Below are 11617 nucleotides of genomic sequence, written 5' to 3' on the forward strand. Positions count from 1 at the left end.
CTGTGTCTGCTCGCGCTTAGAAGGTGACCGCGCTCTCTTCGGGCAATACCTGGAAGTCGGTGTCGGTCATCTCGCTGAGTCGGCCGTAGTAGATGCCGCGCGCCTCCGGGGCGATGACGGCCTGGTGAATGGGTATCGCGCGGGCCGGTGCGACCGCACGTAGGTAGTCGACCGCTTCGGAGATCTTCATCCAGGGTGCCGCCGCCGGGGTGGCCAATACGTCGATCGGCTCGTCCGGGACGAACAGCGCGTCGCCGGGGTGCATGAAACGTCCGGGTTGGTCGTTGTCGATCACATACGAAATGTTATCTATCACTGGGATTTCCGGATGGATGACGGCATGCTTGCCGCCGAGCGCGCGGATCGTCAGCTGGCCGACCGACAACTCGTCACCGACGTGCACGGCATGGCACGCCGCGGCGAGCTGCGCGGTGGTCTGCGGGTCGGCGTAGAGCGCGGCGCCGGGGTTGGCATCCAGGAGGGCGGGCAGTCGCTCCTGATCCACGTGGTCGGGGTGCTGATGGGTGATCACGATGGCGGACAGGCCGGTGATGCCCTCGAAGCCATGGGAGAAGTTGCCCGGATCGAACAGCAGCGTGGTGTGACCGAAGTCGGCGAGTACGCACGAATGACCGAAATGCGTGAGTTGCATGTCTACGATTGTGCGCTCATGGGGTGCAGGGGAATGCGCCTAGTCATGGCGACAACGCTGATCGCGGGCGGCCTGCTGGTCGCGTGCGTGCAGTGGGCGATTGTCGCGCGCGCGGACCCGGAAACCTGCCCGCCGGTGTGTGACCAGATTCCCGATACGGCGTGGATCTCCGCAGCGGCGATACCGCTGAATTCGACATACCACTGGCCGTCGCCGGCCGGGCCCGCGGTGGTGATGACCGGTGGCGCGACGCCCCGATTCCGCTTCGAGGAGGTGTGTGCGACGCCGGCGCTCCCGCAGGACATCCGCAACTCCGCGGTGGCTGCCCGGGCGACGGTGGACAATCCTGCGGGTCAGTGGCAGCTGCGGGCCGAGGTCGTGCACTGGCGCGGCGACCCCGCGACTGGTGGCCCGAATGCGAGATCGGTGTTCGACATCGCCCAAGCGGCGTTGCGCGGCTGCCAGTTGGGGTCCGCCGCCGAGTCGCCGTCCGTCACCGTCGACGAGCCGAACCGGCTTGCCGCGGTGGTCAGCGGCCCGACGATTCTGCACACCTACCTCGTCGCGCATCCGGAGAACAGCACGATCAGCGAGCTGACGCTATGGGGGACGGATCCGGTGCAACCGCCCTGGCCGATCATCTCGGACGGCCAGGTGCTGGACGCCATGTCGGCATCGTTATGCGCGGCTTATGTCGGCTCGTGCTAGCACGACGGCTGTGGTGCCGACCGGTAGAGTTGGCGCCGAGCAGCCGAAACGGTAGTGAGGAGCGCGGGTGGCCCGGGTCGTTGTGCACGTAATGCCCAAGGGTGAGATTCTCGACCCGCAGGGTCAGGCGATCGTCGGCGCGTTGGGCCGACTCGGCCATGGCGGCATCTCAGATGTCCGGCAGGGCAAGCGGTTCGAGCTCGAAGTCGACGACAGCGTCGACGACTCGGCGCTCGCCGAGATCGCCGAGTCGCTGTTGGCCAACACCGTGATCGAGGATTGGACCGTTAGCCGAGAGTCGCAGTGACGGCGCGGGTCGGCGTCATCACCTTCCCGGGGACGCTCGACGACGTCGACGCAGCCCGTGCAGCGCGCGCCGTCGGCGCCGAATCCGTGAACCTCTGGCATGCCGACGCCGACCTCAAGGGCGTCGACGCCGTGGTGGTGCCCGGCGGGTTCTCCTACGGCGACTATTTGCGATGCGGTGCGATCGCGAAGTTCGCCCCGGTGATGGGCGAAGTCATCGCCGCCGCCGGTCGCGGACTGCCGGTTCTGGGGATCTGCAACGGTTTTCAGGTGCTGTGCGAGGCCGGGCTACTGCCCGGCGCGCTGACCCGCAATGCCGGTCTGCACTTCATCTGCCGCGACGTGTGGCTGCGGGTGGAGTCGACGTGGACGGCCTGGACGACGCGGTACGAGGCCGGCGCGGATCTGATGATCCCGCTGAAGTCCGGCGAGGGCCGTTATGTCGCCTCCGATGCGGTGCTCGACGAACTGGAAGGCGAAGGCCGCGTGGTGTTTCGCTACCACGACAACGCCAACGGCTCGCTGCGCGACATCGCCGGTGTCAGCTCGGCCAACGGTCGCGTCGTCGGCCTGATGCCGCACCCCGAACACGCCACCGAGGCGTTGACCGGGCCGTCCGACGACGGGCTGGGTCTGTTCTACTCGGCGCTGGACGCCATTCTGGCCGCCTGACCGCTAGCGCAGAGCGTGCTCGGCCATCAGGTCGGCTGCGCTGTCATTATCTGAAAGACCCGCGGCACAGCGTAATTCGCTGAATGGTCCGCTCAGAGCATCGGTTGCTTCATCCGGGTCGTGGAAAGTCGCGTCATCGGTGAGCACCGCAATGCCGAGCTGGTCGACGTAGCTCCACACGGTGATGTTCACCGGAGCACCCGGCGAAAGCACACCCGTCGAGTAGATCTCGCTGACCGGGGCGCCGGCGAAATAGCCGCGTTCCCGCGGCCCCGTCACGCTGGAGACCGCGACGTTCATCATCTTGTTGGGCGCATCGCGCTGGCCGAGCCAGCCGAACGCCGCCGGGGCGATGGCCGTTGGCAGGTAGCCCATCAGTTGTCCGTACAGCCGCGGGCCGAGGATCTCGTGGTCCTCCTTGGCGATCTTGGTGGCAAGCGCCACCAGCTGGGCTCGTTCGGCCGGATCGGCGACGTGTACCGGTAGCGAGATCGAGAGGCCGCTGATCTCATTGCCGGTGACGCGATCCGATTTGTCGGTGGCGGTGGGCACCGACGCGCTGTCGTTCCAGCATCACTCGTGGCCCGCGATGCTCGCGGAGATGCGCGCCGCGGTCGGGTGGCGGCGCTATCCGACGTCTCTGGTTTAACCCGTCGCGCGGCAGGTGCTCAAACGCCGGGCCGCGTATCGGGACGCGCCCGGTCGCTATGCCGATCCATGGGGCGCGGTGCGGTCCCGGCTCGGCAAGCCCGCACCGGAGTGAGGGCCGGTTAGGCTACCGAATCGCGATATGCCTCAAGCAGTCTCAGCCATAACTCGCTGACGGTAGGAAAGCAAGGAACGGCGTGCCACAACCGATCGATGGGTACCCGAGCGGCCACCGCGATCGTGGCCGAGTGCAGCATCTCGGAGACCCCGGGACCGACCAGGGTGACGCCGAGCAGACATCCGTGGTCGAGGTCGACGATCATCCGAGCTCGGCCCGCGTACCCGTCCGCGTAGAGTTTGGCCCCCGTGACGGTGTCGCCGATTTCGACGTCCACCACTCGGACGCGGTGGCCGGCCTGGCGCGCTTGCTCGGCCGACCATCCGACAGCCGCGGCTTCGGGGTCTGTGAAAAACACCTGCGGAACGGCGTAGTGGTCGGCGGTAGCCGCATGCTTGCCCCACGGCACGGTGTCCAGCGGATCGCCCGCCGCGCGCGCCGCGATGACCGCGCCGGCGATGCGCGCCTGGTATTTGCCCTCATGGGTGAGCAGTGCTCGATGGTTGGCGTCGCCGGCGGCATAAAGCCAGCCGCCCTCGACGGCCTTGACACGGCAGGTGTCGTCGACATCGAGCCAGCTGCCTGGAGTGAGTCCGACTGTCTGCAAACCAATGTCATCGCTGTTCGGCGCGCGGCCTGTCGCGAACAGCACTTCATCAACTTCTAGGCTCTTTCCATCGCTCAGTTCCAAAGTCACGGGTCCATCCGCGGCGGGACGGTGCAGCCGGGTTACCGAAACATTCAGTTGCACATCGACACCAGATGCGCGGAAGCCGCGCTCGACGAACTCGCCGACGAACTTTTCCATCCGCGGCAGCAGACCCGGACCGCGGGCCAACAAAGTGACCGAAGCACCCAAACCGTGCCACGCGGTGGCCAATTCGACGCCGACCCCGCCGGCCCCGACCACCGCCAAGCGGTGAGGCACCGCGCTGCTGTCGGTGCCTCTGCGGTCGGTTGGTCCATGGCTGTGCTTGAGCGATGCCCGGCAGATCCGGAAGGACTGCGCGACTACCCGTGCAGATGACGACGGCATGGCGCGCGGTGAGCAACGATGACTCGCCAGTCGCTTCGGTGACCCTGACGCGACGCGGGCCGTCCAGTCGACCGTGGCCCCGCACAAGTGTCGCCCCGATTGCTGCCACCCAATCGGCCTGACTCGCGTCGTCCTAGTTGGTCACATATCGGTCCCGTCGACCGAAGACGCCGGTCGCATTGATCGAGCCGGTGACCGCCTCACGCGCGCCGTCCACATGGTTGGCGTCGGCGATGGCGAGCACCGGGCGCAGCAATGCCTTGCTGGGCACGCAACCCCAATAGGAGCATTCGCCGCCAACGAGTTCGCGTTCGACCATGACGACGCTGAGGCCACCCGCGCGGGCCCGCTCGGCGGCGTTCTGGCCGACCGGGCCGGCTCCCAGAACTATGACGTCGTAACTATTCTCCGCTGCTGCCACTTTCGGCCCTCCCGTTCGGATCGATCGACAGCCTACGGCGGCACGATTCGAATGGGTCGGATAACGCAACGCCACCCGTGGCCGACATCCGCGTGTCGTGTCAGCGGGCGGTTTCGCTGACGTGCACGCGGTATCCGGCCTTGAGTATTGCAAGGTTCGAAGGCGGCGTGAGTACCGACGCGGAGCCCTCCGCGGGTCTGGGAAGTCGGTGCCCGTACGTGTAGGTCTGTTCGTCGAACACCGCGAGACGATCGCCTATGACGACGGCGGGTCCGTCGTCGGTCTTGACGAACGCGCCGTCAGGTAGCGAACTCCACGGGTGCGACTGCGGCTCGCCGGTGCGCTCTCGGTGCAAAACGGTATCCATATCTCTGGCGTATGGCGTTGCGCCACCGTGGCTTTGCGTCCACGCGGCTCGATAAGCGTGGTAGTCGGCGCGGCGGCACTCGGCGCAGGGTCGGTGGCCCGCGGCGAAAGCGACCGCCTCGTCGAAGAAGAACAACTGGGTGTAGTGCGTCGGCGCCCATTGCCGCGTGTACCGGTCCTTGAATTCCAGGCGGCAGGTGATCCAGGCCTTGCCCCGGAAGTTGCGCACAATGTCTCGAGCGCCGCTGCCCTCGTGCAGACGGCCCCGGTTACCCATCCATGCGCCGCGACCAGCGACAGCGATGATGTTGTCGCGCGGCGAAACCCGGTTGCGCGCCGGCGTCATGCAACCCCTTCCAGATCCAGCAGCGCGCGCTTGGCGGCCGGTCCGCCGCGGTAGCCGCCCATCGTGCCGTCGGAGCGGACCACCCGGTGGCACGGCACGACGACCGGAATGGGGTTCGTCGCGCAGGTCGTCCCGACGGCGCGAACTGCTCTGGGAGAACCGGCAAGTCGGGCCAGCGTGCCGTAGCTGGCCGTGCTGCCGTAATGAATGTCGACGGCCAGGTGCTCGAGGACCACCCGGCGAAATCCTTTGGACAGCTGCCAATCCAGGGGCACATCGAAGTCATGCCGGCGGCCGGCGAAGTACTCGTCGAGCTGCTGTGCGACGGGATCCAGACGCGCCGGCGCGTGCAGGATGCGGGAGCTGATCCGGTCGGACAGGTTTTGCAGAACCCCGTCGTGGCCTTCGTTGCTGAATGCGACGCGCACCAGCCCGGCCGGTGTGGCGGCGATCAACAGCGCGCCGACGGGAGAATCGACGGTCCGGTAGGCGATGTCGAGCGAGTTGTCGTGCTCGGCGGCTGCTGTCAGGCGGGCGTGCAGGCGAGTGAGGTCGTCGTCGTCGACCGGATACAGCGCGGCCAGGTCAGGGGTGGTCATCAGCTAACTCCGTTGCGATGTCGGGCGAATAGGTGCGCCGGAGCGCGGCGATGCCATCAGCGGCGGCGCGGCGGGCGGCGGCTGCGGTGCTGTCGAGGATCGTAGCGATCTCGGCGTAGGGCAGCCCGGCCAGGTAGTGGTAGGCCACCGCCTGGCGCTGCTTGGGCGGCAGCGCGGCCACCGCCTCGGTCAACTCGAGGTGGTGGTTGTCGGCGTGATCCGGCGACGGCCGGTCCGGGGTCTCCGGGACCGGAGTGGCCCGCCGGGCGGCGGTGCGGATGATGTCGATCGCCTTGCGGTGGGCGATCGTGACCAGCCACGCCTCGACATTCGCGTCGGCCGGTAGATCCGGGTAGGCCTTCATCGCCGCCAGGAAGGTTTCCGACCAGGCGTCGTCAGCGTCGGCGGGCCCGAGGACCGCGCGCGCCACCCGCAGCACCGTCGCGCCGTGCCCGGCCACGATGGTCTCGAACGGCGGTTTCACCTCGGCTACCAGAGTGCTTGCGGTGCAACGGGTATGGCCTTCTCCAGCTCGAGAAGATACTGCTTGCGCTCCAGACCGCCGGCATATCCGGTGAGCTTGCCGGTGGATCCGACGACCCGATGACAGGGGATGAAAATCGACAGCGGGTTGTGGCCGACGAATCCGCCGATGGCGCGGGGGCTGATCCCGTCGCCGATTTCGCGTGCCAGCGCACCGTAGGTCGTGGTGGCGGCGTAGGGGATTTCGGCGAGCAGCTGCCAGAGTCTGCGCGCCCGTTCGCTGCCGACCAGGTGGAACGGCAGATCGAAGTCGTGGCGCTCACCGGCGAAGTATTCGCGAAGCTGCGCGATGGCATCGTCGAACCCGCGGTCCTCGCTGGGCTCGACGAGCGGCCCGAAGCCGTTCTGATCCGGCCGGGTCCAGTGCCCCGGGTAGTACAGACCGGTGAGGCCGACGTCGTCGCGCACCAGGGTCAACGGTCCGATCGGTGAATCGATGACGACGTGACGAGTCGTCGCGGTCATGGTGGTCACGATGTCCTCCGGTGTTCGATGAAAAGTGATCTACCCGGTAGACGACGGGGGAGCCGAATGTGTGAGGTTGGCCGCGAATTCGCGGAGATCGGTCGCCACGATCGTCGGCTGTGGCACGCCGGGGACGGGCAACGCCGCATTGCCGGGCCGGGTGATCAGCGCCCCGCTGAATCCGACGGACTGCGCGCCAATGGTGTCCCACACGTGCGCGGCGACCATCATGCAGTCCGACGGGTCGACCCCCAATTGCTCGGGAACGTACCGGTAGCACGCGGGCGCGGGCTTGAACGTCCGACAGGCCTCGACACTGAACTGCCGCTCGAACAAGTGGCTCAGCCCGGCGTTGTCCAACGGGCTCGGCCCGTGCGGGTTCGGCGGCGAATTGGTCAGCGTGACCAAACGAAAACCGTTGTCGCGCAGAACCCGGAGACCATCCTCGACATCGGGGTGAGCGGGCATGCTGAGCATCGCTTGCCGCAGCGCCTGCACGTCGTCGTCGGTAATGTCCACCCCGCGGGTGTCGGCAATCATCCGCAAGGCTCCCTGGCCCAGCGTGAAGAAGTCGACATAATGGCCGGCCAACGTGACCGCCATGGAGTAAATGATCAGTTGACTGAACCACTCGCGCTGCACGGCTGGATCGCCGAAGACGCGCGCGAATACGGGTGCTATGGAGTCGATGTCGATAAGCGTCTCGTTGACATCGAACACCAGAACAGACGGAGCGGGGGCCATCGTCAGGGCGCTACGGGGTCAGCGCGACCGATGCCTCGGCGGTGTAGTTCAAAAACGTCAGGGTCTCCTGCAGATAAAGATCCACCGTGTCGGCGCTGTGCGCCAGGTAGCCGATCGACACGTCGGTGCCGAGCTGCAGGTCGAAGTCGCCGCCGCGGGTGGTCAATACGAACGCGCCGTCGATGGCGGGTGCCCAGATGATGTCGCCGTTCACCAACCGCCTGACGTGTTCGAGGATCGGATAGCCGTGCTCGGTGGTTTCGCTCACCTTGGTGTAGATGTCGGCGGACAGCAGGACCGAGTAGGGGCCTTCGACGCCGGCCAGCCGGAGTTCGGACAACGCCTGAGTGATGATGTCCGGAATGGCGCGGGGGTCGTCGGGCAGCTTCAGCGCCGGGTTGCTGCTGGCGCTGCGGACGCCCTCGATCGAGGCGGCCGCGTAACCCTCGAAGATGGCCCGGTCTTCGGCGAAGGCCAGCTTCTTGGCGGCGACCTTGACCGGATCCCAGTCGGAGTCCTGCGACCCGCGTTCCACGTCGTCGATCTCCGAGCGCGACAACGTGAACGGAACCCGAAGCCGCACAACCGGTTTGCTGGCACGCAAGTGGGTGATCACGCCGTCGGAGGGCGCCTCGACGTCGAGCAGCCGCCCGGTGCTGACCGCGGCGGCAGTCGGCCCGGCCGGCTCACTGACGTCGACCACGCGGCGGCCGGCGATATGCCGCTTGAAGGTTCGCCTCGCCTCCACTTCGATTTCGTCCCAAGCCTCTTCGGTGATCGGGGCAAGGTCGCGGTACAGGTTGTTCATTGCGGGATTCCTTTCAAACTGCCGATCGCCAACGAGCCATCCGCGGATGTTTTGAGTATCGCCGGAGCCGGTGCCGGTGAGATCGGCAGCGGTGGCGGGTCGTCGAGAAAGTCGACCGTGGGGGAGAAGAACAATCCGCCGGTGACCGCGGTAGAGAAGTCCAGGATGCGGTCGGTGTTGCCGGGTGGATCGCCGAGAAACATGTTGTGCAGCATCTGTTCGGTCACCTCAGGCGTGCGCGAATAACCGATGAAGTACGTACCGAACTCGCCCTTGCCCAGCTCGCCGAACGGCATGTTGTGCCGCACGATCTTGAGCTCGGTGCCGTCGTCGTCGGTGATGACATTGAGCGCGATGTGCGCGTTGGCCGGTTTCACGTCGTCGTCGAGCTCGAGGTCTTCCAGCTTGGTCCGGCCGATCACGTGCTCCTGGTCGGCGACCGACAGTGCATCCCACGCCGCCATATCGTGCAGATACTTCTGCACGTGCACGTAACACGAGCCGGCGAAGTCGGGATCGTCCTCGCCGAGGGTCGTTGCCGAAACCGCCAGCGCGCCATCGGGATTCTCGGTCCCGTCGACGAAGCCGAGCAGATCACGGTTGTCGAAGAACCGGAATCCGTGCACCTCGTCGACCACGGTCACCGCACCGGCCATCGAGCGCAGGATGTGATTGGCCAGCTCGAAGCAGACGTCCAGTGTCTCGGCCCGCACATGGAACAACAGGTCCCCGGGCGTTGCCGGTGCGGCGTGTGCGGGGCCGTCCAGCTCGATGAACGGGTGCAGTTCAGCCGGCCGCGGACCGTCGAACAACCGATCCCAGGCGTGCGAGCCGATCGAGGTGATCACCGACAGGTTCTTCGAGGGCTCGCGAAATCCGGTCGACCGCGCCAACCCGGAGATCCCGTCCAGCGCGTCGTGCACGACCTCTTCGCCACCCGGGTCGACGGTGACCACCAGGAAGATCGCGGCCGGTGTCAACGGCGCGAGGACCGGTTGCGGTTGCGGGGCGGGCACGGAATCGACCCTAACGTCTGAGGTCGGCAGGTGATGAAAAGATAGGCCCATGGCGGCCACCGCGCAGGGTCTATGTGAGTTCATCGATGCATCGCCGTCACCGTTTCACGTCTGCGCCACCGTGGCGTCGCGACTGCTCGCCGCCGGCTACACCGAGCTCGCCGAGGCGGACCAATGGCCACGCGCCGGCAAGTTCTTCATCGTGCGGGCCGGCTCACTGGTCGCCTGGAACAGCGGCAACGACGCCGGCGGTCGACCGTTCCGCGTGATCGGCGGCCACACCGACAGCCCCAACCTGCGGGTCAAGCAACACCCCGACCGGGAGGTCGCCGGTTGGCAGATGGTCGCGCTGGAGCCCTACGGCGGCGCCTGGTTGAACTCGTGGCTGGACCGCGACCTCGGCGTCAGCGGCCGGCTGTCGGTGCGCGACGGCACCGGCATCGCGCACCGACTAGTGCGAATCGACAACCCCATCTTGCGGGTTCCGCAGCTGGCCATCCACCTTGCCGAGGACCGCAAGTCGCTTACGCTGGACCCCCAGCGTCATGTCAACGCCGTGTGGGGCGCGGGCGGCGACACTCGATCGTTCATCGGCTACGTCGCCAAATGGACCGGCGCCGATCCGGCTGACGTGCTGGGCGCCGATCTGATGACTCACGACCTGACGCCGTCGCGGGTGACCGGCGTCGACGGCGAGTTCGTCAGCGCACCGCGGCTGGACAACCAGGCCTCCTGCTACGCGGGCCTGGAGGCGTTTCTGGATGCCCGATCCGCCCAGCACCTGCCGGTGCTCGCGCTGTTCGACCACGAAGAGGTCGGCTCGACCTCGGATCGCGGCGCCGACTCCGACCTGCTGCTGGTGACGCTCGAACGCATCGAGCTGGCCGGTGGTGGCGGCCGCGCGGACTTCCTGCGCAGACTGCCGGGCTCCATGGTGGCCTCGGCGGACATGGCGCACGCCACCCACCCCAACTACCCCGAGCGGCACGAGCCGGGCCATCTCATCGCGATCAACGGCGGCCCGGTGCTCAAAGTGCACCCCAATCTCCGTTACGCCACCGACGGTCGCACCGCCGCGGCGTTCGCGCTGGCCTGCCGGCAGGCGGGGGTGCCGCTGCAGCGTTACGAGCACCGTGCAGACCTGCCGTGCGGCTCGACGATCGGTCCACTGACGGCGGCCCGCACCGGCATCCCGACGGTCGACGTCGGCGCCGCTGCGCTCGCGATGCATTCGGCACGAGAGTTGATGGGCGCCAACGACGTTGCCGCTTACGCAGCGGCATTGCGGGCGTTCTTGTCGCCCGGCTGACCCTTAGACGAAGACCGGGTCGTAACGGATCACGTTCTCCACGACGACGCCGTCACGGGTGCGAACCCGGTCCAGCCCGCGGATCTCGACGGGCCCGTCAGGCCCGGTGGCGTGCCCGATGTAGTGCAGGAAGAACAGCTCCTCACCCTGCACCGGGCCGGCCGCCGTGGCGCTGTCGATGAGCTCGAGTTTCAGGTCAGGGGCGACGGCGAGCAGGTCGGCGATCTTTTGGGTGTATGCCTCGAATCCCCGCACCGGCTCGCTGTCACCGGGCCAGTAGCCGATGATGTCGTCGGCGAGGGTTTCGGTGCCGGACGACATGCTGGGCGCGGCCCAGAACGCTGCGAACAACTCCGGGCTGAACTTCGGAGTTGTTGTGGCTGAGGCGGTTTGAGTATCGGTCATGATTCCCTCCAGGTTTCAATGGTTCGGGTGAAAGTCTGTCCACTGCGACGACGCTGCACAATTACCTCCGAGGTCATCGCCGGCGGTCGTAGAGTTGTGAGGTATGGCACTCAACGTGGAGATGGTCACCTTCGACTGCGCCGACCCCGCACCGCTCGCACAGTGGTGGGCCCAGCAGTTCGATGGTGAGACACAGGAATTGATTCCTGGGGAGTTCATCGCGGTAATCCGCCCGGATGGGCCGCGATTGGGCTTCCAGAAGGTCGACGATCCGACCCCCGGCAAGAATCGGGTACACGTGGATTCCGGCGCCGCCGACGTCGACGCGGAGGTGACGCGGCTCAAGTCCGCGGGCGCAACGGAGGTCGGCCGGCACAGCATCGGCGACAACTTCCGCTGGGTGGTGTTGGCCGACCCCGCCGGCAACGCCTTCTGCGTCGCCGGCGCGGGCTAGC

14 protein-coding genes and 3 pseudogenes are annotated in these 11617 nt (G+C 67.0%); 6 read left to right on the forward strand and 11 right to left on the reverse strand.

Annotated features, from left to right (window positions below; translation table 11 throughout):
- Positions 1–16: 16 nt before the first annotated feature.
- A complete protein-coding gene (locus ACQY5A_RS11775; RefSeq protein ID WP_428340562.1) occupies positions 17–652 on the reverse strand; it encodes an MBL fold metallo-hydrolase in 636 nt (211 codons plus the stop codon).
- Here ACQY5A_RS11775 and ACQY5A_RS11780 point away from each other — a divergent pair.
- From ACQY5A_RS11780 to purQ, 3 genes are all read left to right on the forward strand, one after another.
- A complete protein-coding gene (locus ACQY5A_RS11780; RefSeq protein WP_428340563.1) occupies positions 629–1360 on the forward strand; it encodes an ATPase in 732 nt (243 codons plus the stop codon). The two genes, ACQY5A_RS11775 and ACQY5A_RS11780, sit on opposite strands and share 24 nt — an antisense overlap.
- 67 nt (positions 1361–1427) lie before the next feature.
- Positions 1428–1667, forward strand: a complete 240-nt coding sequence (gene purS, locus ACQY5A_RS11785) for a phosphoribosylformylglycinamidine synthase subunit PurS (protein ID WP_428340564.1) — start codon at positions 1428–1430, stop codon at positions 1665–1667.
- On the forward strand, positions 1664–2338 hold the full coding sequence (purQ, locus tag ACQY5A_RS11790; protein ID WP_428340565.1) for a phosphoribosylformylglycinamidine synthase subunit PurQ: 675 nt from the start codon (positions 1664–1666) through the stop codon (positions 2336–2338). The genes purS and purQ overlap by 4 nt, the downstream gene beginning before the upstream one ends.
- 3 nt (positions 2339–2341) lie before the next feature.
- On the opposite strand, the pseudogene ACQY5A_RS11795 reads toward purQ, so the two are convergent.
- A pseudogene (locus ACQY5A_RS11795) lies at positions 2342–2896 on the reverse strand (WSD1 family O-acyltransferase); the annotation flags it as partial.
- Position 2897: 1 nt separating this feature from the next.
- Here ACQY5A_RS11795 and ACQY5A_RS11800 point away from each other — a divergent pair.
- A pseudogene (locus tag ACQY5A_RS11800) lies at positions 2898–3101 on the forward strand (NAD-dependent epimerase/dehydratase family protein); the annotation flags it as partial.
- 7 nt (positions 3102–3108) lie between these two features.
- Here the strand turns inward: ACQY5A_RS11800 and ACQY5A_RS11805 are convergent.
- From ACQY5A_RS11805 to ACQY5A_RS11840, 8 genes and pseudogenes are all read right to left on the reverse strand, one after another.
- A pseudogene (locus tag ACQY5A_RS11805) lies at positions 3109–4582 on the reverse strand (dihydrolipoyl dehydrogenase family protein).
- A gap of 79 nt (positions 4583–4661) precedes the next feature.
- Positions 4662–5273 carry a hypothetical protein gene (locus ACQY5A_RS11810; protein WP_428340566.1) on the reverse strand — a complete coding sequence of 204 codons (612 nt, stop codon included), beginning with the start codon at positions 5271–5273 and terminating at the stop codon, positions 4662–4664.
- On the reverse strand, positions 5270–5872 hold the full coding sequence (locus ACQY5A_RS11815; protein ID WP_428340567.1) for a methylated-DNA--[protein]-cysteine S-methyltransferase: 603 nt from the start codon (positions 5870–5872) through the stop codon (positions 5270–5272). The genes ACQY5A_RS11810 and ACQY5A_RS11815 overlap by 4 nt, the downstream gene beginning before the upstream one ends.
- Positions 5859–6356 (reverse strand): RNA polymerase sigma factor, encoded by a 498-nt coding sequence (locus tag ACQY5A_RS11820; RefSeq protein ID WP_428340568.1) that lies wholly within the window; start codon positions 6354–6356, stop codon positions 5859–5861. Before ACQY5A_RS11820 ends, ACQY5A_RS11815 begins: the two co-directional genes overlap by 14 nt.
- 5 nt (positions 6357–6361) lie before the next feature.
- On the reverse strand, positions 6362–6880 hold the full coding sequence (locus ACQY5A_RS11825; RefSeq protein WP_428340569.1) for a methylated-DNA--[protein]-cysteine S-methyltransferase: 519 nt from the start codon (positions 6878–6880) through the stop codon (positions 6362–6364).
- 39 nt (positions 6881–6919) lie between these two features.
- Positions 6920–7624 carry a haloacid dehalogenase type II gene (locus ACQY5A_RS11830; RefSeq protein WP_428340570.1) on the reverse strand — a complete coding sequence of 235 codons (705 nt, stop codon included), beginning with the start codon at positions 7622–7624 and terminating at the stop codon, positions 6920–6922.
- A 10-nt stretch (positions 7625–7634) separates the two neighbouring features.
- A complete protein-coding gene (locus ACQY5A_RS11835; RefSeq protein ID WP_428340571.1) occupies positions 7635–8432 on the reverse strand; it encodes a family 1 encapsulin nanocompartment shell protein in 798 nt (265 codons plus the stop codon).
- Positions 8429–9499: a Dyp-type peroxidase gene (locus tag ACQY5A_RS11840; protein ID WP_428340572.1), complete on the reverse strand. Its 1071-nt coding sequence runs from the start codon at positions 9497–9499 to the stop codon at positions 8429–8431. Before ACQY5A_RS11840 ends, ACQY5A_RS11835 begins: the two co-directional genes overlap by 4 nt.
- On the opposite strand from ACQY5A_RS11840, the gene ACQY5A_RS11845 reads away from it, so the two are divergent.
- A complete protein-coding gene (locus ACQY5A_RS11845) occupies positions 9498–10757 on the forward strand; it encodes a M18 family aminopeptidase (RefSeq protein WP_428340573.1) in 1260 nt (419 codons plus the stop codon). The genes ACQY5A_RS11840 and ACQY5A_RS11845 overlap by 2 nt on opposite strands.
- 3 nt (positions 10758–10760) lie before the next feature.
- Here ACQY5A_RS11845 and ACQY5A_RS11850 read toward each other — a convergent pair whose 3' ends face one another.
- Positions 10761–11162 carry a nuclear transport factor 2 family protein gene (locus tag ACQY5A_RS11850; RefSeq protein WP_428340574.1) on the reverse strand — a complete coding sequence of 134 codons (402 nt, stop codon included), beginning with the start codon at positions 11160–11162 and terminating at the stop codon, positions 10761–10763.
- 103 nt (positions 11163–11265) lie between these two features.
- On the opposite strand from ACQY5A_RS11850, the gene ACQY5A_RS11855 reads away from it, so the two are divergent.
- Entirely contained in the window at positions 11266–11616 is a 351-nt protein-coding gene (locus ACQY5A_RS11855) for a VOC family protein (RefSeq protein ID WP_428340575.1), read from the forward strand.
- Position 11617 lies beyond the last annotated feature (1 nt).

This window comes from Mycobacterium sp., assembly GCF_965277065.1.
Lineage (GTDB): Bacteria > Actinomycetota > Actinomycetes > Mycobacteriales > Mycobacteriaceae > Mycobacterium.

Bases quoted from the DNA above. Each gene is read 5' to 3' on its own strand.
- ACQY5A_RS11780 (WP_428340563.1), top strand. From the start codon at position 629: ATGACCGAAATGCGTGAGTTGCATGTCTACGATTGTGCGCTCATGGGG.
- ACQY5A_RS11810 (WP_428340566.1), bottom strand. From the start codon at position 5,273: ATGACGCCGGCGCGCAACCGGGTTTCGCCGCGCGACAACATCATCGCT.
- ACQY5A_RS11840 (WP_428340572.1), bottom strand. From the start codon at position 9,499: ATGGGCCTATCTTTTCATCACCTGCCGACCTCAGACGTTAGGGTCGAT.
- ACQY5A_RS11825 (WP_428340569.1), bottom strand. From the start codon at position 6,880: ATGACCGCGACGACTCGTCACGTCGTCATCGATTCACCGATCGGACCG.
- ACQY5A_RS11850 (WP_428340574.1), bottom strand. From the start codon at position 11,162: ATGACCGATACTCAAACCGCCTCAGCCACAACAACTCCGAAGTTCAGC.
- ACQY5A_RS11835 (WP_428340571.1), bottom strand. From the start codon at position 8,432: ATGAACAACCTGTACCGCGACCTTGCCCCGATCACCGAAGAGGCTTGG.
- ACQY5A_RS11775 (WP_428340562.1), bottom strand. From the start codon at position 652: ATGCAACTCACGCATTTCGGTCATTCGTGCGTACTCGCCGACTTCGGT.
- ACQY5A_RS11815 (WP_428340567.1), bottom strand. From the start codon at position 5,872: ATGACCACCCCTGACCTGGCCGCGCTGTATCCGGTCGACGACGACGAC.
- ACQY5A_RS11845 (WP_428340573.1), top strand. From the start codon at position 9,498: ATGGCGGCCACCGCGCAGGGTCTATGTGAGTTCATCGATGCATCGCCG.
- ACQY5A_RS11830 (WP_428340570.1), bottom strand. From the start codon at position 7,624: ATGGCCCCCGCTCCGTCTGTTCTGGTGTTCGATGTCAACGAGACGCTT.
- ACQY5A_RS11855 (WP_428340575.1), top strand. From the start codon at position 11,266: ATGGCACTCAACGTGGAGATGGTCACCTTCGACTGCGCCGACCCCGCA.